Origin of the sequence: Roseospira visakhapatnamensis (assembly GCF_014197915.1) — a bacterium.
Lineage (GTDB): Bacteria > Pseudomonadota > Alphaproteobacteria > Rhodospirillales > Rhodospirillaceae > Rhodospira > Rhodospira visakhapatnamensis.
Map to the genome: position 1 here is coordinate 1 of NZ_JACIGK010000030.1, position 21331 is coordinate 21331.

17 protein-coding genes are annotated in these 21331 nt (G+C 64.3%); 10 read left to right on the top strand and 7 right to left on the bottom strand.

Annotation, left to right across the window (positions count from 1 at the left end):
• From GGD89_RS15975 to GGD89_RS19780, 10 genes are all read left to right on the top strand, one after another.
• A partial coding sequence (locus GGD89_RS15975; protein ID WP_184047200.1) for a recombinase family protein occupies positions 1–1329 on the top strand: 1329 nt, incomplete at its 5' end.
• A 387-nt stretch (positions 1330–1716) separates the two neighbouring features.
• A complete protein-coding gene (locus GGD89_RS15980; RefSeq protein ID WP_184047203.1) occupies positions 1717–2871 on the top strand; it encodes a tyrosine-type recombinase/integrase in 1155 nt (384 codons plus the stop codon).
• 118 nt (positions 2872–2989) lie between these two features.
• Positions 2990–3880: a BrxR family helix-turn-helix transcriptional regulator gene (locus GGD89_RS15985; protein WP_184047206.1), complete on the top strand. Its 891-nt coding sequence runs from the start codon at positions 2990–2992 to the stop codon at positions 3878–3880.
• Between the two features lie 3 nt (positions 3881–3883).
• On the top strand, positions 3884–4342 hold the full coding sequence (brxF, locus tag GGD89_RS15990; RefSeq protein WP_184047209.1) for a BREX-3 system P-loop-containing protein BrxF: 459 nt from the start codon (positions 3884–3886) through the stop codon (positions 4340–4342).
• Positions 4314–8087: a DUF6079 family protein gene (locus GGD89_RS15995; protein WP_221238514.1), complete on the top strand. Its 3774-nt coding sequence runs from the start codon at positions 4314–4316 to the stop codon at positions 8085–8087. The genes brxF and GGD89_RS15995 overlap by 29 nt, the downstream gene beginning before the upstream one ends.
• Positions 8088–8089: 2 nt before the next feature.
• Entirely contained in the window at positions 8090–9427 is a 1338-nt protein-coding gene (locus GGD89_RS16000; RefSeq protein WP_184047213.1) for a hypothetical protein, read from the top strand.
• A gap of 10 nt (positions 9428–9437) precedes the next feature.
• Positions 9438–12203, top strand: a complete 2766-nt coding sequence (locus GGD89_RS16005; RefSeq protein WP_184047216.1) for a DNA methyltransferase — start codon at positions 9438–9440, stop codon at positions 12201–12203.
• Positions 12200–15013, top strand: a complete 2814-nt coding sequence (locus GGD89_RS16010) for a helicase-related protein (RefSeq protein ID WP_184047219.1) — start codon at positions 12200–12202, stop codon at positions 15011–15013. Before GGD89_RS16005 ends, GGD89_RS16010 begins: the two co-directional genes overlap by 4 nt.
• On the top strand, positions 15010–17034 hold the full coding sequence (gene pglZ, locus GGD89_RS16015) for a BREX-3 system phosphatase PglZ (RefSeq protein WP_184047222.1): 2025 nt from the start codon (positions 15010–15012) through the stop codon (positions 17032–17034). Before GGD89_RS16010 ends, pglZ begins: the two co-directional genes overlap by 4 nt.
• Positions 17035–17278: 244 nt before the next feature.
• Positions 17279–17719, top strand: coding sequence for a hypothetical protein (locus GGD89_RS19780; protein ID WP_221238515.1), 441 nt, complete (start codon positions 17279–17281; stop codon positions 17717–17719).
• A 195-nt stretch (positions 17720–17914) separates the two neighbouring features.
• Here the strand turns inward: GGD89_RS19780 and GGD89_RS16025 are convergent, their stop codons facing one another.
• Genes GGD89_RS16025 through GGD89_RS16055 form a run of 7 tightly spaced genes read right to left on the bottom strand, consistent with a single transcriptional unit; the run spans position 17915 to position 21294 of the window.
• Positions 17915–18145, bottom strand: coding sequence for a hypothetical protein (locus tag GGD89_RS16025; protein ID WP_184047366.1), 231 nt, complete (start codon positions 18143–18145; stop codon positions 17915–17917).
• A gap of 8 nt (positions 18146–18153) precedes the next feature.
• Entirely contained in the window at positions 18154–18831 is a 678-nt protein-coding gene (locus tag GGD89_RS16030) for a structural protein P5 (RefSeq protein WP_184047229.1), read from the bottom strand.
• Positions 18821–19105: a hypothetical protein gene (locus GGD89_RS16035; RefSeq protein WP_184047232.1), complete on the bottom strand. Its 285-nt coding sequence runs from the start codon at positions 19103–19105 to the stop codon at positions 18821–18823. The genes GGD89_RS16030 and GGD89_RS16035 overlap by 11 nt, the downstream gene beginning before the upstream one ends.
• Positions 19106–19109: 4 nt before the next feature.
• Complete coding sequence (locus GGD89_RS16040) at positions 19110–19337, bottom strand: hypothetical protein (RefSeq protein ID WP_184047235.1); 228 nt, start codon at positions 19335–19337, stop codon at positions 19110–19112.
• A gap of 20 nt (positions 19338–19357) precedes the next feature.
• A complete protein-coding gene (locus tag GGD89_RS16045; RefSeq protein ID WP_184047238.1) occupies positions 19358–19588 on the bottom strand; it encodes a hypothetical protein in 231 nt (76 codons plus the stop codon).
• 11 nt (positions 19589–19599) lie between these two features.
• Entirely contained in the window at positions 19600–20040 is a 441-nt protein-coding gene (locus tag GGD89_RS16050; RefSeq protein ID WP_184047241.1) for a hypothetical protein, read from the bottom strand.
• Between the two features lie 12 nt (positions 20041–20052).
• The gene (locus GGD89_RS16055; RefSeq protein ID WP_184047244.1) at positions 20053–21294 is read right to left on the bottom strand and encodes a phage major capsid protein; all 1242 of its coding nucleotides are present in this window, start codon (positions 21292–21294) and stop codon (positions 20053–20055) included.
• Positions 21295–21331: the final 37 nt, after the last annotated feature.

Below are 21331 nucleotides of genomic sequence, written 5' to 3' on the forward strand. Positions count from 1 at the left end.
AAGGGCACCATGAACGCGCTGTTCCTGAAGGACCTGGGCCAGAAGACGCGGCGCGGGCTCGAGGGGCGGGTGCGCGCGGGCCGTTCGGCCGGCGGCCTGTCCTTCGGCTACGAGATGGTCCGGCGGGTCAACGCGCGCGGCGAGGTCGACGCCGGGCACCGGCGCGTCAACGAAGCGGAAGCCGCCGTGGTGCGGCGCATCTTCGAGATGTTCACGGGCGGCACCGGCCCGCGCACCATCGCCCGTATTCTGAACGAGGACGGCGTGCCGGGCCCGCGCGGACGTCCCTGGCGCGACACCACCATTCGCGGCCACAAGGCGCGCGGCACCGGCATCCTGCGGAACCAGGAGTACATCGGCCGCCTGGTCTGGAACCGGCAGCGTTTCATCAAGGACCCGGCCACGGGCAAGCGCGTCTCGCGCCCCAATCCGCCGGAGACCTGGATCATCACCGCGGTGCCGGACCTGCGGATCCTGGACGACGATCTCTGGACCCGCGTCCAGCGGCGCCTCGACGCCATCAGGGAGTCCGACGGGGTCAAGAAGGCCCGCGCCACCGAGTTCTGGAAGCATCGCCGCCCGGAGACCCTCTTGAGCGGCAAGGTCACGTGCGCGGTGTGCGGCGGGGCCATGATCTCGGCGGGCAAGGATTATCTGGCCTGCGGACGCGCCCGCGCCGGGACCGACTGCTCGAACCGCAAGGGCCTGCGGCGTGGGCCGCTCGAGGACCTGATCCTGGCCGCGCTGAAAGACCAGTTGATGGCCCCGGACCTGGTCGAGGACTTCTGCGTCGCGTTCCAGGAGCACATGGAGGCCCAGCACGTTCAGGCGCAGGCGAACCGCAAGACGGTCGAAGCCGACCTTGAACAGGTCGAACGGAAGATCACGTCCCTAATCGACGCGATTGCGGAGGGGTTCCGATCCCCGGACCTTCAGGCCCGGCTGGATACGCTGTCGGCGCACCGGGACGACCTGCGCGCCAAGCTCTCGGCAGCCGCACCCGTCCTGCCACCGTTCACCGTCGACCTGGCGACACTGTACCGCCGGCAGGTCGGCCGGCTGCACGCCACGCTCCAGGATCCGAAGACCCGTCAGGAAGCGGTCGAACACCTGCGCACCCTGATCGAAGAGGTGCGCGTCGGCCCGCCCCTCGATCGTGGCGCCCGGGAGGTGGAGCTGATCGGCGAGATCGCGTCCATGATCGAACTGTCGCTGGGGGCGGACGCAAAAAAGGCCGCCTCTGGAGAGGCGGCCCTGGATGCCGATATGCGGCGTTCGGTCAAGGTGGTTGCGGGGAGAGGATTTGAACCTCTGACCTTCAGGTTATGAGTCGTGCGGAACAGACCATGAACAATCACGTTTTACTACGCTATAGTGCGCAGTTTCCGACGGTTACAGAGCGGCCGGCGGAACGATGACTTCGCTTCGACCCCAGGAATTGCGCAGAGTTTCCTTCCCTCTTGCTTCCACAGTGCTTCCACTGGCGGCCAACTTGATGACGTGGAAGCGGCGATAAGCCGGCCTGGACGATTCGCCCCCGGCCCTCCTGACGGCTCCCGATGCTCCCCACCCCTGCCCTACGCAGAACCACGCACCACTTCCTTTTTCCTTCGCTATTTCAATGCGTTCGTTGACTTCGGGCGGACCCCAGCGCATCGTCCATGGGCGCGATCCTGAACAGGATCGGCGACGACATTTCGCCCAGGAACCGCCCCCATGCCCAAGCTCACCAAGCGCCGTGTCGACGCCGCCGAACCCCAGGACAAAGAAGCCTTCATCTGGGACGAGGACGTCCCCGGCTTCGGTCTCCGGATCCTGCCCTCCGGCTACAAGGGCTACGTCGTCCAGTACCGCGCCGGCCGCCGGCCACGCCGCATCAGCCTGGGCCCGGCCACCGTGCTGACCTGCGAGCAGGCCCGAACCCGCGCCATCGCGATCGTCGCCGATGCCCGCGCCGGCAAGGACCCGGCCGAGGAACGCGACGCACAGCGCAACGGGCTGACTGTCAAGGACCTCGCCGACCGCTTCGACCGCGAGCACATCACCATCCGGCTCAAGCCCGGCACCGCCAAGGAATACCGCCGCAACCTCGAGCGCTTCATCCTGCCGGCGCTGGGCCGCAAGCGCATCACCGAAGTGACACGGGCCGACATCGCCCACTTCCACCACGACCTCCGCCACGTCCCCTATCAGGCCAACCGCTGCCTGGAAGTCATCTCCAAGATGTTCAATCTGGCCGAGATGTGGGGCCTGCGCCCGGACGGCACCAACCCGCGCAAGCACATCCGCAAATACCCCGAGGAGAAGCGGGAGCGGTTCCTGAGTGCGGCCGAGCTGCGCCGGGTCGGCGACGTGCTGAAGGAGATGGAGGCGGAGGGCATCGAATTGTCCTCGGCGATCCTGGCGGTGCGGCTGCTGATCCTGACCGGGTGCCGGCTGAACGAGATCATGAAGCTGAAGTGGGAGCATGTCGACCTGCCCGGCCGAGCGCTGCGCCTGCCCGACTCCAAGTCGGGCGCCAAGGTCGTCCACCTGGGCCAGCCGCCCGTCGATCTGCTGGCCACCGCGCCACGCATCGCCGGCAACGGCTGGGTCATCACCGGCACGCTGGAGGGCAAGCCGCTGTCCGACCTGCAACCGTTCTGGCAGCGCGTCCGCGCCCGCGCCGGGCTGAAGGACGTCCGCATCCACGACCTGCGCCACACCTTCGCCTCCACCGCCGTCGCCGCCGGGCAGGGACTGCCCATGATCGGCAAGCTGCTGGGCCATACGCAGGTCCAGACCACCGCGCGATATGCCCACCTCGCCGCAGATCCGGTCCGGAACGCGGCGGATTCTGTGGCAGGGTCGCTGAGCGGGGCGTTGGGGTGATCGATCATCTCCACCTACGATTACGCTTGCGCCCTAACAAACTTGCGCCTACGCTCCCGAGAGAGACCAGAAACTGGTCCCATATAGTCGCTGACCGCACTGGGCATCGGAGGGCGTTGTGGGTCACACGACCACAGATCTCAGATGGGGCGTGGAGCGACGGCTCGAATTCATCGAGTTCCGCCTGTTTTGGGACGGGCATGTGAACCGGGCCGACCTGATGGATGCGTTCGGTGTTTCGGTGAACCAAGCGTCCACCGACCTGAACCGCTACATCGGGATGGCTCCGGACAACATGATCTACGATAAAAGCGCTCGGACCTACATTCGAGGCAGCAAGTTCGATCCCCTGTTTTTGAAGCCGGACGCCAGCCATTACCTCTCTCAGCTTCGTTCCGTCGCCGACGGCATCCTCGACCGCACAGACGCCTGGATTGGCCAGTTCCCTTCCTACGCCGCAGCGCCCACCCCTGCGCGGGGGGTGGATGCAAAGACCCTGCGTTCGGTGGTCGCCGCAATCCGGCGATCCGAAGCGATTGAGATCAAGTACCAGTCACTGTCTCGGCCGGAGCCTCGTTGGCGCTGGATCGCACCGCACGCGATCGGATTCGACGGGTTCCGCTGGCACACTCGGGCATTTTGCCTCACCGACCACACCTTCAAGGACTTCGTTCTCTCGCGGATCATTGAGACGCGCAGCACTAAGCCGAGCGAAGTCGGTGCCGACAGCGACGCCGACTGGAACGAGCAGGTGACTTTGGAGATCGGACCGCACCCTGAGCTGTCCGAGACGCAGCAGAAAGTCATTGCCCTTGATTACGGGATGCGTGGCGGCCGGGCGAAGATCCCCGTCCGCAAGGCGCTTCTCTACTACGCACTCAAGCGGCTGGGGCTGGACACCGACCCGGGCGCACGTACACCTCAAGACCAACAGATCGTGTTGCTGAACGCCGCAGAGCTCGACGCGCGGACGCCGGCCTCTGCCGGCGCTTCGGGGATGGAGGGCTGACGCATGATCGAGAAGCTTGAGAAGCTGGTCGACGACATCACCAGTCTGAACAGCAAGCTGGTGCTTCTGATTGGTCCGCCTCTGTCCGGAAAAACCGCTCTCCTTGCCCAGCTGTCCGAACGCCGGGATGCCCCTGTCTTGAATGTGGGAGCTGCACTCGGGCGCCAGCTGCTCGCGGTACCCAGCACGCGCCGTCACCTTCAGGCCGCGAACCTGATGAGGGACCTGACCGACGAGTCAGCGCGCCAGGGACTGCTTCTCCTGGACAACATCGAGCTGCTTTTCGACCGCACTCTGCAGCTCAATCCGCTCGATTTACTGAAGCGGCACGCCCATGCGCGTCGCGTCATTGCCGCGTGGCCAGGGGAGCTTCGGGAACGCCGGCTTTCTTACGCCACGACAGGACATCCAGAACATCAGGACTACGGCATCGATGGCCTGGTCCCGTTCGAAATTCATTGATGGGGAAGGCGCGATGTCGATGCGCTACACGGATCTCATTCAGTTCGAGCCAATTGAGTCGGTCATTCAGCTTCTGGACGCCAACCGCCCGGATGAAGCGAAGAAGCTGGTTTCAACCTACGTCATTTCGGACGACATGGCCGCGCGGATCGCGAAGCTCATGATCCCTCAGCTCTCGTTCGATGCGTCGGTGGACCACATGGGCGTCCTCGTCGTCGGCAACTACGGGACCGGTAAGTCGCACCTGATGTCGGTGCTTTCGCTGGTCGCCGAGGACGCCGCCCATCTGCCGCTGATTCAGCACCCCCAAGTGGCCGAAGCGGCAGAGTCAATTGCCGGAAAATTCAAGGTCCATCGGATCGAGATCTCCAGCCGGATGTCCCTTCGGGACATCATCACGCAGCAGCTTCAACTCTTCCTCGAAAAACACGGCGTCATCTACACTTTCCCGCCTGCCGACAAGGTGACCAACAACAAGGCAGCCTTTGAGGAAATGATGGCGGCGTTCGCCGATGTTCATCCGAACCAAGGTATTCTGCTCGTCGTCGACGAATTCCTCGACTATCTCCGCTCCCGGCGGGATCACGACCTCGTGCTCGACCTGTCCTTCCTACGTGAGATTGGCGAGGTCACCAAGCACCTTCGGTTCCGCTTCGTGGCCGGCGTCCAGGAGGCGATCTTCGACAGCAGCCGCTTCCAGCATGTCGCGGACAGTCTGCGCCGCGTGAAGGACCGGTTCACGCAGGTCCTGCTCGCGCGCCAGGACGTGAGCTTCGTGGTGGCGGAGCGCCTGCTGAAGAAGTCGTCCGATCAGCAGAACAAGATCCGGTCGTACCTCACGCCCTTCGCCAAGTTCTACGGCTCCATGAACGAGCGCATGGACGAGTATGTCCGGCTGTTTCCCGTCCATCCCGACTACATCGGCACGTTCGAGCGGCTGGTTTTCACGGAAAAGCGCGGCGCCCTCGTCACGCTCCGCGACCAGATCCAGGCGATCCTGGACGACGAGGTGCCGGAGGATCGGCCGGGCCTGATCGGCTACGACAAGTTCTGGGACACGGTGAAGTCCAATCAGGTGCTGCGCGCCGACCCGAATATCGGCCCGGTGCTCAAGGTTTCGGAGGTGCTGACGGAGCGCGTCACCAAGGCGTTCACCCGTCCGGCCTACAGGCCGATGGCGTTGCGCATCATCGACGGTCTGTCAGTGCATCGCCTGACGACCGGCGGCGACATCTATGTGCCCGTCGGACCGACCGCGGAGGAGCTCCGCGACACGCTATGCCTCTACCAGCCGGGCATCGAGGACATGGGCGGCGATCCCGAAGCCGATCTGCTCTCCCAGGTCCAGACCGTCCTGCGCGAGACGATGAAGACCGTCAACGGCCAGTTCATTTCCAAGGCGCCGGACACCGAGCAGTACTACCTCGATCTCAAGAAGGACGTCGACTACGACGCCCAGATCGAGAAGCGCGCCGAAACCCTGTCCGACGATGCGCTGGATCGCGCCTACTACAGCGCGATCCGCCAACTCATGGAGCGCACCGACGAGGCCAGCTACGTCACCGGCCACCAGATCTGGCAGTACCAGGTCGAATGGCAGGACCGCCGGGTCGAACGCGACGGCTACCTTTTCTTCGGCGCCCCGAACGACCGCCCGACCGCCCAGCCCGAGCGGGACTTCTACATCTACTTCATCCAGCCCTTCGAGCCGCCGCGCTTCCGCGACGACCACAAGCCGGACGAGGTGTTCTTCCGGCTGAAAGGGCTCGACGACGCGATCCGCCGTCACCTTTCCTTCTATGCCGCCGCGCAGGACCTGGCGTCGACCGCCAGCGGCGGCGCAAAGTCCATCTACCTCGACAAGGCCAAAGACGCCCTGCGCGACATGAGCAGGTGGCTGCAGGAAAAGCAGATGACGGCCTACGAGGTCACCTACCAGGGCAAGGCGAAGACCCTGCAGGAGTGGACCAAGGGCATCTCGCTTCGCGACAAGGCCCGTCTCGGTCCCGAAGAACGCATCAACTTCCGGGACGTGGTGAACGTCATCTCCGGCCTCGCGCTGAACAACCAGTTCGCCGACGTGGCGCCCGAGTATCCCACCTTCTCGGCGCTGGTGACGGAATCCAACCGGAGGCAACTCGTCGGGAACGCGCTGCGCGCGCTGGCCGGCGGAAACCGGACCAAGGACGCCGTGGTCATCCTCGACGGCCTGGAGATGCTCGACGGCGATCGCATCGACCCGACCCGCTCGCGCTATGCGCAGGAGGTGCTGTCCCGGTTGAAGGCCAAGGGTCACGGTCAGGTGCTGAACCGCGCCGAGCTCGTCAGCGGTGACACCGACGTCGAGCACTTCGCGCCAGTCAAATTCCGCCTTGAGCCTGATCTGTTGGTGACCGTGCTTGGCGGGCTTGTCTACGCGGGCGATATCGTCCTCGCCATCACCGGCGACAAGATCGACTCCGGCAAGCTCACCCTGCTCGCGGAACGATCGCTGGACGAGCTGAGGCAGTTCAAGCATGTCGAGGCACCGAAGGAAATCAACGTCGCGGTCCTTCGCTCGCTGTTCGAGATGTTGGGCTTACCGCCCGGGCTCGCTCAGCAGGCGACCCAAGGTTCCGACGAGCCGGTCAAGCGGCTCCAGGAGGAAGTCAGTAAGCTCACGCGGCGGGTGCTGAGCGCCACGACGGATATGCAGGGCCGACTGAGCTTCTGGGGCCAGCCGCTTCTGCGCGAGGAGGAGATCGCCGACTGGCGCACCAAGCTCGACGCGCTGAAGAGCTTTTCCGAGAGCCTCGCGCCCTACAACACCGTCGGCAAGCTGAAGAACCTGCGCATCGGATCCGACGACATCGCGGCGCAGAAGAAGAATCTGGAGGTTCTGGGCGCCGTCGAGCGGATGTTGGAGCTGGTGGGCGAACTCGGCAGCACGGCGAGCTACCTGTCCCAGGCCGAAATGGTGCTGTCGCCCGACCACGATTGGGTGAAGAAGGCGCAGGAGACGCGAAAGCAGGTGCTCGACAAGCTGGCCGCTGACCGGACGGCACAGCACGCCGCCGAGTACCGGCAGACGCTCGGCCAGCTGAAGAAGGACTACATCGCCGCCTATACGGCGCAGCACAGCAAGGCCCGGCTGGGCGTGGCGGAAGACAAGACCAAGGCCGCCCTGCAGAAGGATCCCCGGCTCGTCTCGATGCGCGCGCTGGCCGGCATCTCCCTCTTGCCGACCAGCCAGCTCACGAGCTTCGAAGAGAAGCTGGACAAGCTGAAGAGCTGCGCGTCGCTCGTCGATTCCGAGCTGGCGGCGAGCCCGGTCTGCCCGCACTGCAACTTCCGGCCGGCCAACGAGCAGGGCGACATGCTTCCGGCCGCCAACGTGCTGAAGCAACTCGACGACGAACTCGACCGGCTGCTCGAAAACTGGGTTCAGACGCTGGTCGAGAACCTCGAAGACCCGATCATCCAGTCCAACTTCGAACTGCTGAAGGACTCGTCCCGCAAGATCGTCAGCGGCTTCGCCGAAACCGGCACGCTGCCCGACATGGTCACGCCCGAGTTCATCGCCGCCGTTCAGGAGGCACTCTCGGGGCTGGAGAAGATCACCGTAACCGGCGAGGACATCAAGCAGGCGCTGCTCCAGGGCGGGTCGCCAGCGACGCCGGAGGATCTGCGCAAGCGCTTCGAGGGTTTCCTGAACGACCGCTGCAAGGGCAAGGACACCACCAAGCTGCGCTTCGTAGTGGAGTGAACATGAGCGTCAGCGTTGGACATTCTGACATCGATAGCCTGGTTCTTGCGGTAAGGGACCGGGAGTCGCGTCGCCTCATTGGTGAAGCTATCACGGCCTACCGTGGCGGCGCGTTGCGCTCAGCGCTCATGTCGACATGGATTGCGGTTGCTTACGACATCATCGCTAAGGCGCGTGAACTGGCTGGCCAGGGTGAGGCCGCGCCACGAGCCTTTGTAGAAGAGTTGGATGCAGCGATCGCGGCGAAGGACAAACGAAAGCTTCAGGCTATCGAAGGAGCGCTTCTCGAAAAGGCCAACAGCGACCTGCAGCTTCTTGCGCCACATGAGTACGCGGCACTCGACCGGCTGCAGGAGGACCGACACCTCTGCGCCCATCCGGCATTCGTGGTCGAAGACGAGCTTTTCCAGCCATCACCGGAGTTGGTCCGGGCACACATCGTTCATGCCCTACAGCATCTGCTCATTCACGCCCCTCTGCAGGGCAAGAGCGCCATAGCTCGGTTCGACGCGGACCTGCTCGGTCCGGCATTCCCTGCGACGCCCGAAGATATCGGCGCGTTCCTGCGCGCCCGTTATCTCGACCGAGCCAAAGATGTATTGGTGGTCAATCTCATCAAGGCGATCTTCGCCGCGCCTTTCGGTGCTGAACGGCAGAAGTATGCCGCCAAGGTCAGAACGCTTGCCGTCGTTCTTCGCGAGATCGCCAAATCGAAGACCGCAATCTACGACGCCATGATGCCGGCGTTTGTCGCCATCAGGGTCGGACAGATCCAAGATGAAGTCCTCCTAAGCATAAGCCCGTTCCTGGAGAGTGACCCGCGGATCTGGGACTGGATGGCTGAGCCAGACCGCACGCGGACCCGGCGACTTCTCGAAACCGCAGATGTAGACACATTGAAGGCGCATGCGGCATTCGACGCATTCGCCATCGCGCCGCTGTCGGCAGTTCTTGTCGACCGCTTCAATGGCTTCGATGCGACTACCAAGATCAGCATCATCTCAGAGCATCCCCGCAAAGAACTCGTTCCTGCCGGGATTACCTTGTATGAAGGGGCCGGGAGTTTCCGCTACGCCGAGCAACTTGGCCAGTCGGTCATCCTGCCGCTTGCTTCCGTCTTTGCAGCCGATGACTTGCAAGCTGTGCTGGCCGCAGCCGCCGACAATGGTCAGATCTGGGACGCTGCCGGCACTCCCGAAATCCTAGAACAGCTCTTCGAAAGCACCCGACCTTTGCTTCCGGCCAGCCGGCCTCACTGGGAGGCATTCCTCGGCGAGCTGAGCGGAAGGCAAGAACAACGTTACTCCGGGCTCCGAGAGCGCCTGGACGCGAACCCTTAAGGACCATGCCATGAACGACTTGATCAAAAGCGCAAAGGAGGCCACTCCCGTGGAGTGCCTTGGCATGACCTTCCAAAGCGAGGATGCGCGACGGGAGCATTTCCTGAAGTTGCTGGCCGAGAAGCTGAAGGATCCCGACTTCCGGAACCAGGAAGGGTTTCCGCAGGGTATCGACGAGGCAATCCTCGCGATGTCGGATCCGCCCTACTACACGGCCTGCCCGAACCCATGGCTCGAAGACTTCGTGAAGCACTATGGAAAGCCTTACGATCCGGCCGAAGAGTACTCGCGGGAGCCGATGGCGATCGATGTGTCCGTCGGGAAGACCGACGCGCTTTATAAAGCCCACGGCTACCACACCAAGGTGCCGCACCTGGCCATCGTTCCGTCCATCCTGCACTTCACAGACCCGGGCGACATCGTGCTCGACGGGTTTGCTGGATCGGGGATGACAGGTGTGGCCGCGCAGTGGTGCGGGACAGCTCCAGCGTCATATCGCCACCAAGTGGAAATGGAGAGAAAAAAGGCGGATATCCCCGCGCCCAAATGGGGGGCTCGGCGGACCGTGCTGAGCGACCTCTCCCCAGCCGCGACTTTCATCGCGGCCAACTACAACCTGCCGCTCGAAGTCGATGCCTTCGCAAAGGCTGGAAAGCAGTTGCTTGCTGAAGTCGAGCGTGAAATTGGCTGGATGTATGAGACCCTGCATACAGACGGCAAGACGAAGGGGCGGATCGAATTTACCGTCTGGAGCCAACTGTACAGTTGTCCTGAGTGTGCCGGAGAGATCAACTTCACTGAGGATGCTCTGGAAGCGGAGTCCAAGCGTGTAAAGGACAGCTTCCCTTGCCCTCATTGCGGAGCGGAGCTCAAAAAGCCGCGGCTGGAACGACTGCTCACCACGAAGACAGACGCCGCGACGGGAAAGACGATTGAGGTTCCTAAGCGTGAACCGGCTTTGATTTGCTACAGCGTTGGGAAGGCTCGCTACGAAAAGAAGCCTTCTCCAGACGACCTCGCGCTGCTGGAACGCATTGAGGCTATGCCACTTCCGCCGAGCATGCCGACGATTGAGATCCCGCCGATGCACATGACGCACGAACGGGCACGCATGGACTACTCTGGCGTTACACACATTCACCATTTTTTCTTGCCGCGTGCAGGGCAAGCAATTGGATTGCTGTGGGAAAAGGCAAAATCAAATAAAAACCCCAGACTACGATCATTTTTGCTTTTTATGGTAGAGCAATCAGTATGGGGATTCTCGATTCTTAACCGATACAGCCCGTCTCATTTCTCGCAGGTCAATCGCGCGCTAAATGGTGTTTATTATGTTGCCTCCCAAACTTCGGAATGCAGTCCCCGCTACAATCTTGAAGGGAAGTTAAATCGACTCGCGAAAGCCTTCCAGGGCTTTAGGGCAAAATCTGCTTATTCAATCGTAACAACTGGAACAGCGGCTAATAATTTCTTGCCAGACGAAAGTATTGACTATGTCTTTACGGACCCACCGTTCGGAGAAAATATTTACTATGCGGATCTGAATTTCCTTGTTGAGTCGTGGCACGGCGTCACCACTGACGCACAGCCCGAAGCGATCATCGACAAGTTTAAGAGCAAAGCGCTACCAGACTATCAGCACCTGATGCAGCGCTGCTTCGCTGAGTATCACCGCGTCCTGAAGCCCGGCCGGTGGATGACCGTCGTATTCTCCAACAGCAAGGCATCGGTGTGGAACGCGATCCAGGTCGCGCTCCAGCAAGCCGGCTTCGTCGTCGCCGAGGTAAGCGCGCTCGATAAGAAGCAGGGTAGCTACCGCCAGGTCACCTCAACGACCGCCGTCAAGCAGGACCTTGTCATCTCGGCCTACAAGCCGAATGGCGGCCTCGAGCAGCGATTAGCGGAGCGCGGCGCTGCACCTGAATCCGCATGGGACTTCGTACAGACGCATCTCCGCCAGCTGCCGGTCTCGAAGTCGAAGAACGGCATCCTCGAAATCGTGGTCGAGCGTGATCCGCGCCGCATCTACGACCGGATGGTCGCCTGGTTTGTGCGCCACGACTTTCCGGTACCTCTTTCCACCGAGGAGTTTCTCGATGGGCTCCGGAGCCGTTTCCCCGAGCGGGACGGCATGGTGTTCCTGCCCGAACAGGTGGCCGAGTACGACCGCAAGCGCGCGCAGGCCGCGCAGGCGCCGCAGATGGAGCTGTTCGTCTCCGACGAGCGCTCGGCCATCGACTGGCTGACCGATTTCCTGCGCAAACGCCCTTCGACCTATCAGGACATCCACCCGGAGTTCACCACGCAGCTCGGCGCCGGTTGGAAGAAGCATGAGGAGAAACCCGAACTCGCCGCGCTGCTGGAGGACAACTTCCTGCGGTTCGACGGCAACGGCGACGTGCCCAACCAGATCCACAGCTACCTCTCGACCAACTTCAAGGACCTGCGCGGACTGGAGAAGGATGATCCGCGGCTGAAGGCGAAGGCCAAGGACCGTTGGTATGTGCCCGATCCAAGCAAGGCCAAGGATCTGGAGCAGAAGCGCGAGCGGTCGATGCTGAAGGAGTTCGAGGCCTACAAGACCGCTCCCGGGCGCCGGCTCAAGGAGTTCCGGCTGGAGGCGCTGCGCGCCGGCTTCAAGGCCGCCTGGGCAGCCAGGGACTACAAGACCATCATCAACATCGCCCAGAAGATCCCGGAAGAGGCGCTGCAGGAAGATGAGAAGCTGCTGCTCTGGTACGACCAAGCGCTCACCCGCATGGAGGCCGATGCGTGACGCATGCGGGCAGCGCACATGACATCGGCGCGTGGTGCTGGCATGAGCGACATGCCGCGCCTTGCCGTGTCGTTGACGTGCAAGAGATCTGGGGCGAGACCGCCTATCGGGTCTGGCTACCCGATAAGGACGCCGTCGTTCGCGCCCGCGCCGCTGATCTAGCCTCGCTCGATTCCGTCCAGCCCACGGTCGAGCACATCCTGCATACCGCGGCGGCGGCGAAGCTGCTGGACGCGCTGGAGGAAAACCTCCTGCTGGCGCCCATCCAGTCGAGCGTCGTGCCGCTGCCGCACCAGCTCTATGCCCTCAACCGGGCCATGAGCCGGGACCGCATCCGATACCTGCTCGCGGACGAGGTGGGGCTCGGCAAGACGATCGAAGCCGGGCTCATCCTGCGCGAGCTCAAGCTGCGCGGCATGGCGAAGCGGATCCTGGTGGTCGCGCCCAAAGGGCTGGTCCGCCAGTGGCAAGCCGAGATGCAGCTGCATTTCGGGGAACACTTCCAGTTCATCGAACCGGCCGAGCTTTCCGCCTTCAGGCAATGGCGCAACGACGAAGAGAACCTGTGGCGTCTGCACGATCAGATCATCTGCTCGCTGGATTCCGTGAAGCCGCTCGAAGGGCGGCGCGGCTGGAGCCTGGAGCAGCTCAGCACCTACAACCGGGAGCGTTTCGAGGATCTGATTTCGGCGTCGTGGGATCTGGTGATCATCGACGAAGCGCACCGCATGGGCGGGAGCACAGACCAGGTCGCGCGCTACAAGCTGGGCGCGGCACTGGCGGAAGCCGCGCCCTACATCCTCCTCCTGTCGGCGACGCCGCATCAGGGCAAGACCGACCAGTTCCATCGGTTGATGCAGCTGATCGACCGGGATTCTTTCCCGGACGAGAGCAGCGTGACGAGCGAGCGTGTGGCCCCCTTCGTGGTGCGCACGGAGAAGCGCATCGCGATCGATGCGGAGGGCAATCCGCTCTTCAAGCCGCGCATGACCCGGCTTCAGCCCGTCGCGTGGCAGGACCGGCACGCGGCGCAGCAGAAACTCTACGAGGCGGTCACCGATTATGTGCGCCACGGCTACAACCAGGCCATGGCGGCGAAGCAGCGGCACATTGGGTTCCTGATGATCCTGATGCAGCGGCTGGTGACCTCCAGCACGGCGGCGATCCGCGCGACGCTCGAAAAGCGCCAGGCGCTGCTCGATCAACCGCAGCTCCAGCCCTCCCTGTTCGAGACGGCCGACGTGGACGAATGGGCCGAGCTCGACGGCCAGACGCAGGTGGATCTGGCCGTCCAGACTCGCGGTTGGGAGATGGAGAAGGCGGAGGTCGACACCCTGCTCGAACTCGCCCGCTCCACCGAAGCCCAGGGTACGGATGCCAAGGCCGAAGCGCTGTTGGAGCTGATCTACAAGCTGCAGCAGGAGGAGAACGATCCGGAGCTGAAGGTTCTGATCTTCACTGAGTTCGTGCCGACGCAGACGATGCTCGCGGCGTTCCTGGAAAGCCGCGGCTTCTCGGTCGCCACGCTCAACGGCAGCATGGATCTCGATGCGCGCACTCGGGCCCAGCAGGCGTTCTCGCGCGATGTGCGCGTTCTTGTCTCCACCGACGCCGGCGGCGAAGGCCTGAACCTGCAGTTCTGTCAGGTCGTCATCAACTTCGACATGCCGTGGAACCCGATGCGGGTCGAACAGCGCATAGGTCGCGTCGACCGCATCGGTCAGCCGCATGTGGTGCGCGCGATCAACTTCGTGCTGGAGGATACGGTCGAGCATCGCGTGCGTGAGGTCCTGGAAACCAAGCTCGCGGTCATCGTCGAGGAATTTGGCGTCGACAAGGCCGCCGACATTATGGACTCGGTCGAAGCCGAGCCGCTGTTCGATGAGCTCTTCGTCCAGAGCCTGCAAAATTCTGATGCCATCGAGACCGAGTGCGACGCCGTCGTATCGGAGCTTCGCTCGACGATCGCGGACAGCCGGAAGAACGAGGAGCTCCTTCCCGGTGCTCATGAGCTCGATGCCGAAGATGCGCGCAAATGGCGGGATCACCCGGCGCAGTTCTGGCTGGAACGGGCGATCACGACCGGGCTACCCGCACGGGGCGGCGAGGCGAGCAAGGACGGAGAGGCATGGCGCGTGCGCTGGGCCGACGGTAGCGAGTCCGCCAAAGTCTGCTTCGACGCCCGCACTGCCGAGGAGCACCCGGACGTCGAATGGGTCACCTTGGAGGATCCGCGAGCCCGGGCCGTAATCGGCGAGCTGCCGCGCTGCGTGCCCGATTTGCCGCTTCCTATCGTCCGGATCTCCGGACTACCTGACACCGTTTGCGGGGTCTGGTCGCTTTGGGAAATCAGCCTGTCGGCTGACGACTACAGCCGGCGCCGTTTCCTGACCGTGTTTGTAAACGACGCGGGGCGCACCTTCCTGCCGACGGCGAAGCGGATCTGGGACCTCCTTCTCACGGAGCAGATTGAGCTGACTGGGACGTCGGCCACGGCGGATGCCGATGGCTGGTTCGACCGGTCCAAGACCGCCGCTCTGGCTCAGGGCGAGCGTGTTTTCGCCGAGCTGGTGGACGAACACAGAACCCGCATTCAGGAGGAGCGCGAGCGCGCCCAATACGCCTACAACGCCCGACACCAGGCCATCGGCCGGATCGGTCTGCAGAATGTGCGGGACTATCGTCGCAAGCGCCTGAAGGCGGACCATGACGCCCGCATGGCGCGGCTCGACTCTGCCGAGGCCTATGCTCCCGATCTCAATGCCGTTCTGATGCTGCGCGTGGGCGAGCAGAAGGCAGCCGCGTCATGAGTGCCTGGATCGATCGAATCATGCGGGAGTTCCCCGCCGACCTGGCCCGCTTCTGGATTGCCTGCGATCCGGATGATCTCCTGTTGGACGAGCGCATCCTTTACGGCCTTCGGGAACGCGGCTTCGAGGTATTGCCCTTTGAGGACTCCATCGCTTTCCGAACGGAATACGAGGAACGCTACCGAGCCGCCTGGGACCGCGGCGAGGACGGATCCGCGAAAGCGCTGATCCTGCAGCTGCGCGGAACCGACCTGAACGCGCTGCCATGGGACTATGTCCGTGAGGGCCGCAAGGTCAGCCTGGGCTTGGCGGACCTCTTTCCGAAACTGAGCTACGGCGTGATCCGGCACATCGACTCGGATCACCACAAGGCTCTGTTCGAGGCGCACAACAGGCATGCGACTCAGCCGTTGGGCGAAGGCGCGACCAAGGACTTCATCCTCACGCACATCTTCCGTATCAGCCCCTATCTGCTCAACCGGGCAGAGGACTTCTGGCGCGAGCTTCTGCGCCTGCATTATCGCGGATCCGGCTTGCCCCCGCTGCTTGCCGATCATGTCGGCGGCATTGTGGCCGACAACCCGGATCTCGAAGACCTGCCGGTGGCCGAGTTGCTCTCGTCGAAGAGCGTTACCCTGCGGGTCCTGCAAGACTCCTGGGATGAGTTCCTCGCCCAGCACGGCGTCCGCAGCCGGCGGTCGGCCGACACGGATCGAGACGACACCCGCGCGTTCTCCATCCCGTTCGACCACCCCGACGTCCGCGTCATCGTCGACAACATGTTCTTCGAGGGCACGCTGCAGCCGGTCGACATCAAGGGGTCCCCCTCGAACCTTCCCGCCTGGGCGAAAGTCGGGCTGAAAAGCGATGCAAACGCCCTGGGAGAGCTGGTCGCCGAGGGTGCGAAGAGGGTTGGCGCAGAACTGCCCGGAACGGACTCATCGCACCGGGATTGGAGCGATTTCGCACGTCGTATGGGCGAAATCATCTACCGCTTCCATAGCCTGAGCGCACAACAGGCGAACGGCGTCCAGCAGCAAGTCCGTGACCTGCAGCGTGATGCCGACACTCGCTTGACGGATTGGGTTTTCGAGCACTTCGCCGATCTCCCGTCCCTGCCGGCTGCCAAGGGCCCGGTCATGGTCCACCACGTGCCGCGATACCTCGCGATGCGCCGCGGTGCGGGCGAGGAACGCATCGCTCTGCTCGTTTTCGACGGTCTCGCGATGGATCAATGGTTTCAGATTCGCGAGCATCTCGCGGCCCGCGCCCCCAATCTGATCGTGGAGGAGAACGCGTGCTTCGCATGGCTCCCCACCCTCACCTCGGTTTCGCGCCAGGCCCTGTTCTCCGGCCTCAAGCCGCGCGAGTTCCCCGATTCCATCGAAACGACCAGCAAGGAGCCGTCCTTGTGGGCGCGGTTCTGGCAGGAGAACGGCCTGCGCAAACCGGAGATTTTCTATCGGAAGAGCATCAAGCGGACCGGACAGCTGGATGAGCTGGCGGACGCTCTCTCGCAACCGTCCATAAAGGTCGCCGGTATCGTCGTCGACATGATCGACGAAATCGTCCACGGGGCGACATTGGGCAAGCGCGGCATCACCGGTCAGATCGCCGAGTGGTGCGACACCGGCTTCGTGGAGCGACTGCTCTTCCTGCTCGCCGAGCACGGATATCGCATCTACCTCACCGCAGATCACGGGAATGTCGAAGCAGAGGGGATTGGCCGGCTTAGCCAGGGCGTTGTTTCCGAACTCAGGGGCGAGCGGGTCCGCGCCTACCGCAGCGACGTGCTTGCCGCTTCGGTACCGGATGCCGTCGACGCTTTCCGCTTCGATCTCGCTGGACTTCCACCCGGATTTTTGCCGCTATACGCCAACGCGCGGAAAGCTTTCGTGCCACATGGAGAGCAAGTCGTCGCTCACGGTGGGATATCAGTCGAAGAGCTGATTGTTCCGTTCGTACATATTCCGGGTGAGAAAAAGGCGGATGCAATCAAAACAACCTCAAATAGGCTTTGATCGTTTTATTCCTTTGGAATGGGCTTGCGCAGCAATACGTGTGAGGGCGGGTGCATCCAGTCTTGATGACCTCAATCAACTCATAAATGCCAGACATTCAGGCCCAGCCGCAAAAAAGAAAACCCGAACGGTTCTGAACCGACTGTGGTTGGAGCCGCGTTCGGATCTGGTTGATTTTGCGGAACGCGGAGTAAAGATATATCGCGAAGCATCGGACACGCCGACCTCTGCGCTGACATGGGGAATGGCTCTGGCGACCTACCCGTTCTTCGGCAAGGTGGCCGAAATTGTCGGGCGGCTCACTGCGTTGCAGGGCGACTGCACATCTGCGGAGCTTCATCGGCGCATGGCCGAGATATTCGGGGAACGCGAGGGTACTCGCCGGATGACGAACATGGTCCTGCAATCTCAGGCGAGTTGGGGCGCCATCGAGAGAGTTGACAAGGGCAAGCGCATCATCCGGACCCCCCCAATCCAGCTAGACGCCTCCCCCGCGGCAGCATGGCTGGCAGAGGCATGCGTGCGATATGCGGGCCGCTCCCTTTTGGTGGCCGGCATCGGTTCCAACCCGGTCATCTACCCATTCTCGCTCGGCGGCTCGAGTTCGTATCTTTTATCGAAGTGCCGCTCCCTCGAAATTCGGGTCGACAGCGCCGGCAATCAGTTGGTCGGGCTCGCAACATGATCAAACGTGTCCCCGGCCAGTTCATCGCATCATCACCGCCCCGCACACGCCCTTGCCTGCTCCCGCATGACGGCGTAATCGCTGAGCATCTCGACCACTGCCGACCCCTCGGGCAGCAGATCGAGCTCGTCGGCGGCGCGCGCCTGGACCTCGCGGCTGTACTCCACGACCGGCGGGCAGACCGGCCCGCCGCCGTCAGAACCGGCCGTCGCGCAGGCGCTGAGCCAGATCGTCGCGAGAACGAGGACGGCGAGCCGCCGCCTCCAGCATCCGGCGCTGGGCATCATGGGCCTTCTCCATCATCTCGAGGCGTTCCGCGAGACGGCCGGCGCGGCGGGCGCCGAGCAGCACCGCCAGAACGGCAGCCACCACGGCCAGGGCGCGCCCGAGCGCCAGCCCGGACCCGCCCAGCCATCGGCTCAGCATCGCGACCATCACCGCAGCCCCCGACGCCGGTCGTCGATGCGCGCCCAGACCATCACGCCAATGCCGATAAGGGTGACGGCCAGCAGCGCCCACTTGGCCGCATCCAGGGTCAGGGCCAGATCCCCCAGAACCTCCTGCGCGGGCCCGAGCCCGTCCTGGAGGGCCCCCACCACGGCCGTGCCGACGGTGGCGGCGGCCGCCGCCTGCCCGCCCCGCACCGTGCGGCTGCGGGTCAGCGGCTTCTCCGGCGGCAACACACCGGCGCGCACCAGGGCGGCGTCAATCTGGGCCTCGGTGTAGGGCTGGCACCCGTTCTCCATGGCGACCATGGCCGTCAGCACGGGCCGTAGATGATCGGCGCGGTGGAAGTCGAGCGCCTGATCCGGGCCGAAGCCGCTCTGGCGGGCGACGAAGGCGACGTAGCCGTCGGTGTCGTTCTCGGAGGGCGGCGCCCACAGGGCGATCAGCCGGCGGATCGTGGTCGCATCGCGCCGGTCGTGGTGGTTGATGATCAGCACCGCCCCGGCCCGCAGGCCCCAGATCGGATCCCGGAACTGCTCGAAGGCGCCGTCGGTGTTGTCGGCCGGGTCGATCCGGCCCTGCCAGCGGTTGGCGGGGTTCAGGCGGATGTTGAGCGGATTGTGGTTGCGGATGCCGCGCGGCATCCGGGTGGGGTCAGCGGTCATGGCGGGCGTCCTCCCCGTCGTGGCCGTACCGGCCCTCGATGACCCGGTCGAGCTTGGTTTCGATCTTGAGCAGATGCGCGGTCAGGCGCGCCTCCACCTCCTTGAGATGCCCCAGAGAGGCGTAGGTGGTGGCGACGTGCAGCTTGAAGGCGGACAGTTCGGCGTGCAGGGCCTCGACCTGCCGCTCTTGGGTCGCCCGCCCGGTGATGAGCATCCAGAACAGCCCGGCCAGGACCGGCACCTCGATGACGGTGATCCACCATTGCAGCTCCATGGGCTCACCCTCCCGATGTGGGCGCCGCCCGCCCGCGCCGCCGCTGGGGCGGGGCAGTGGCGGTCTCGGCCGGCGGAGCGATGGCACACTCCGGTCCTGGCAGTGGCTTGGGGTCCGGGGCCAACGGCACCGCCGCCCCGGTCTCGACCAGGGCCGCGCCCAGGGTGGGCGTGACCGTGACAACCTCGCCGGCCCCGGCGGAGACCTCGGGGCCGGCGATGGTGGTGATCATGCGCAGTCTCATGGTCGGCCTCACGCGCTGGCCACGATGCCGACGGCGCGCAGCGCCGCCAGCACGGCATTGAGGGCGGCGCGGGCCTCGGCATCGGTGGTGGTGCCGCCGGTTGCGTCGGCGATGGCGGTGGCCGGGGCGCCGGTCGGGCCAACGATGTGGCCGCCCGCATTGACCTGGATGACGCCGCCGGCCTCGATGACCAGGCGGTCGCCATCCCGGTCGCGGTAGACCTGGGTGACATGGCTCATATCGCGTCCTCCTACGCCGTGCCCTCGGCCGGCGAGACGTGGGTTTCAAGGGCAGCGACGGTGTCGCCCTGGGTGGTGGGCAGCACGCGGGTGCCGTATTGGATGGCGATCACGCCATCGATGACGGCATCGGCCGTGCCTCGGGTGACGACCGCGCGGACGTAGCGCTTGGCCGGGCGGACCAGATCCACCACCAGCAACCCGTTGTCGTCGGTTTGGGCGATGGCCTGGGCGGTGCCGGCCAGATCGGCCGCGTCGGTGAGCGTGGGGTCGTCCCCCTGCTGGACCTTCAGGCCGGTCACGGCATCGTCGCCGAGGGTGCCGAAGGCGGCGATGAACACGACGCCCTCGGCATTGGCCATGTCGACCACCGTTCCCTCCTGGTCGGTCTGACCGGCGGCGACGGCGTCCATGACGCGGGTGATGGTCACGGTGCGGGCAAGGTTGGGCATGGTCTCGTCTCCTCAGGCCAGCGTGACGCGGACGAAGGCTTCCTCCAGGACCGGCGCGCCGTCGGTCTCCAGGCGGCCGATGAAGCCGACCTGGTTGGTCTCGGCGTACAGTTCGTTGAGGCGCTGCACCTGCATGGAGAGCGCATCCACGATCCAGTAGTGCTGGAAGTCGCCGAGCAGGCCGACGTAGAGGCCGGTGGTGAAGGTGTTGGGCGCCCATTCGGACAGGGTCATGGGCAGGCCAAGCAGGGTGTCGGGCTCGCCCTCGCGCACGGACTGGCGCCAGATGTACTGGCCCTCGCCGTCCTTCAGCTTGGTGATCTGCTTGACGGCGTCGCGGTGGAAGATCCAGCGCGCACGCGGCCAATACTGACCCTTGAGCGCGAACTTGGCCTCGATCAGACCGTCGAAGCGGATCTCGGTGGCGGTGTTGCCGGTGGCCACGTCCCGGCTGGTGGAGATGCCGTTGTCCGACGCGGTGAACACGCCCAGCGGCCGGCCGGCGCCGGAGCCGGTCAGGAACGCCTTTTCCTGGGTGACGGCGAACTTGTAGGCCAGCCGTCCCATGACCAGGGCCTCGGGGCCGATCAGGGCCTGACGCAGCAGCTGCTGGCTGACCTTGATGCGCTTGGCCAGGGGATGGGGGCGCAGTTCGCGCTTGCCCACCTTCATGGCCGTATCCTCGCCGCCGGTGGCCAGCTCGGTGGTCCAGTCGGCATCGGCGGGATCGGCGTCCAGGGACGGCGCCCCCAGGGAGGCGGCCTGGGGCACCTGGAAGGTCCGGGCCAGACCGCGCATGACCACCTGATCGTCGACCGCCTTGATCAACTCGGTGACGAACTGCTGGGGCGGGACCAGATAGCCGCCGTCGACATCGGCGCCGGCCTGCAGGGCGCGCAGTTCCTCGCCGGCCAGAGCGCCAGTGCCCCCGCGCAGGAAGCGGGCGAAGGCGGCACGGTAGGCACCATCGGGCGTGGGGTTGGCGCGATCCTCGCGGCTCTCCGGCGCGGGATGGACGGGAGCCTGCTCGCTGCGGACGGCCTCCTCGGCCATGCGCCGGTCGAGGGCCTGCTGGCGCTCCTCGCGGCTGATCTGCTCGCCCAGGCGCTCCTGGTCGGCGAACAGGGCGTCATAGCGTTCCTGCTCCTCGGCCGTCAGGTCGCGGCTCTCGCCGCCGGCGGCATCGAGCAGGCCACGCATGTCGGTGACGATGCGACCGCGCTTCTCGCGCAGATCCTTGAGACGCGTGCTCATGGCGTTCCTTTCGTTGGGCTGGAGGCCGGCCAGCAAA

Bases quoted from the DNA above. Each gene is read 5' to 3' on its own strand.
- GGD89_RS15980 (WP_184047203.1), top strand. From the start codon at position 1,717: ATGCCCAAGCTCACCAAGCGCCGTGTCGACGCCGCCGAACCCCAGGAC.
- brxF (WP_184047209.1), top strand. From the start codon at position 3,884: ATGATCGAGAAGCTTGAGAAGCTGGTCGACGACATCACCAGTCTGAAC.
- GGD89_RS15995 (WP_221238514.1), top strand. From the start codon at position 4,314: ATGGCCTGGTCCCGTTCGAAATTCATTGATGGGGAAGGCGCGATGTCG.
- GGD89_RS16000 (WP_184047213.1), top strand. From the start codon at position 8,090: ATGAGCGTCAGCGTTGGACATTCTGACATCGATAGCCTGGTTCTTGCG.
- GGD89_RS16005 (WP_184047216.1), top strand. From the start codon at position 9,438: ATGAACGACTTGATCAAAAGCGCAAAGGAGGCCACTCCCGTGGAGTGC.
- pglZ (WP_184047222.1), top strand. From the start codon at position 15,010: ATGAGTGCCTGGATCGATCGAATCATGCGGGAGTTCCCCGCCGACCTG.
- GGD89_RS19780 (WP_221238515.1), top strand. From the start codon at position 17,279: ATGGCTCTGGCGACCTACCCGTTCTTCGGCAAGGTGGCCGAAATTGTC.
- GGD89_RS16025 (WP_184047366.1), bottom strand. From the start codon at position 18,145: ATGCTGAGCCGATGGCTGGGCGGGTCCGGGCTGGCGCTCGGGCGCGCC.
- GGD89_RS16030 (WP_184047229.1), bottom strand. From the start codon at position 18,831: ATGACCGCTGACCCCACCCGGATGCCGCGCGGCATCCGCAACCACAAT.
- GGD89_RS16035 (WP_184047232.1), bottom strand. From the start codon at position 19,105: ATGGAGCTGCAATGGTGGATCACCGTCATCGAGGTGCCGGTCCTGGCC.
- GGD89_RS16040 (WP_184047235.1), bottom strand. From the start codon at position 19,337: ATGATCACCACCATCGCCGGCCCCGAGGTCTCCGCCGGGGCCGGCGAG.
- GGD89_RS16045 (WP_184047238.1), bottom strand. From the start codon at position 19,588: ATGAGCCATGTCACCCAGGTCTACCGCGACCGGGATGGCGACCGCCTG.
- GGD89_RS16050 (WP_184047241.1), bottom strand. From the start codon at position 20,040: ATGCCCAACCTTGCCCGCACCGTGACCATCACCCGCGTCATGGACGCC.
- GGD89_RS16055 (WP_184047244.1), bottom strand. From the start codon at position 21,294: ATGAGCACGCGTCTCAAGGATCTGCGCGAGAAGCGCGGTCGCATCGTC.